Below are 1,013 nucleotides of genomic sequence, written 5' to 3'. Positions count from 1 at the left end.
GATATTTTGCACGGCTTGCAATGGGTTTAAGCCCAGCCCCGCGCCGTATTGCATGGCGATAAAGCAGGCTTCGGGCTTGCCATTAAAACCTGCGGGCGCAAGGCCGCTGCCCGCTAATATATTGGCAAAGGTGAGTGCTTGTTCCATGTTTTGCGGCAGCATATTTTGCGCCGCTTGTATATTTTGCGCGGTTTGTGAGGTGGGTGCGGGTAGTGTGGGTGTGTTCATTGTTTCAATGCCTTAACGGTTTAATGGGTTTTAAAAAGGAATGTCGTCGTCAAACGCTGGGACGGGCGCGGCGGCGGGCGGTTTGGGCGTATTGGGCGCATAAAAGGGCGGGGCGCTCACCGGCGGCTTGGCGAGCTGGTCTTTTAACTTGCTCACTTCGCGCGGCAGGCGTTCCGGCGCTTCTTTTTGGGCTAATACTTCATCGGCCATTAATTCGGTGGCCGCTTCAAAGGCGTGTTTAAAGTTCATCCGATAACGGGGGTTGCCGTTGCCGTCGAAGTATTCTTCTTTCTCTAAAAGTATGCCGATGGGTTTATTGAGCATGCCGGTTAATTGGGGCACTAGTTTTTCTACGCGTTTTCGTTCGTTATTGTCCCAGACGTTGGCTTTTTGCATGCCGACGCCTGCGCCTCTTAAGCGCAGGCAGACCATGATGGCGTGCACTTGATTGGCGCTAAAGATGTCTTTGCCGTCTTTGCTACAGGTGTAAAGGCTAAAGTTTGCGTGTTCGCCGCTGTCGCTGATAAATTCAAATTCAATGCCTTTTGCGCCGCTGGGGGCTTCAAAACAAACGGCTTGGGTAAATTGGCCGATATATTTGCCGGTGCGCTGGATAGTGTCATAGCTAAACACCGATTTGGCTTTTTCGGCGGACAGGGTATTGAATTGGCTAAAATAGCTCATGGGATGGCTCCTTTAATGGGTTAAATGGCGTCGTTATCTTCTGGCGGCGGGTTGTCTTGTTCGCGGCGGATTTGCCGTAGTGCTTCTTGTTCGGCGTAGTC

At 51.8% G+C, this 1,013-nt stretch carries 2 protein-coding genes; both read right to left on the bottom strand.

Translation table 11 applies throughout. From position 1 onward, the window contains the following. Window positions 1–228 (bottom strand): hypothetical protein (locus tag AXE65_RS11605; protein WP_439144693.1); only part of this gene is annotated, 228 nt, incomplete at its 3' end. Between the two features lie 30 nt (window positions 229–258). Then, the gene (locus AXE65_RS11600) at window positions 259–912 is read right to left on the bottom strand and encodes a hypothetical protein (protein ID WP_068392567.1); all 654 of its coding nucleotides are present in this window, start codon (window positions 910–912) and stop codon (window positions 259–261) included. Window positions 913–1,013: the final 101 nt, after the last annotated feature.

The sequence above is a fragment of the Ventosimonas gracilis genome (assembly GCF_001580025.1).
Taxonomy (GTDB): Bacteria; Pseudomonadota; Gammaproteobacteria; order Pseudomonadales; family Pseudomonadaceae; genus Ventosimonas; species Ventosimonas gracilis.
Note: the sequence above shows the minus strand (reverse complement) of the source record. Positions and strands in the feature narration are given on the sequence as shown.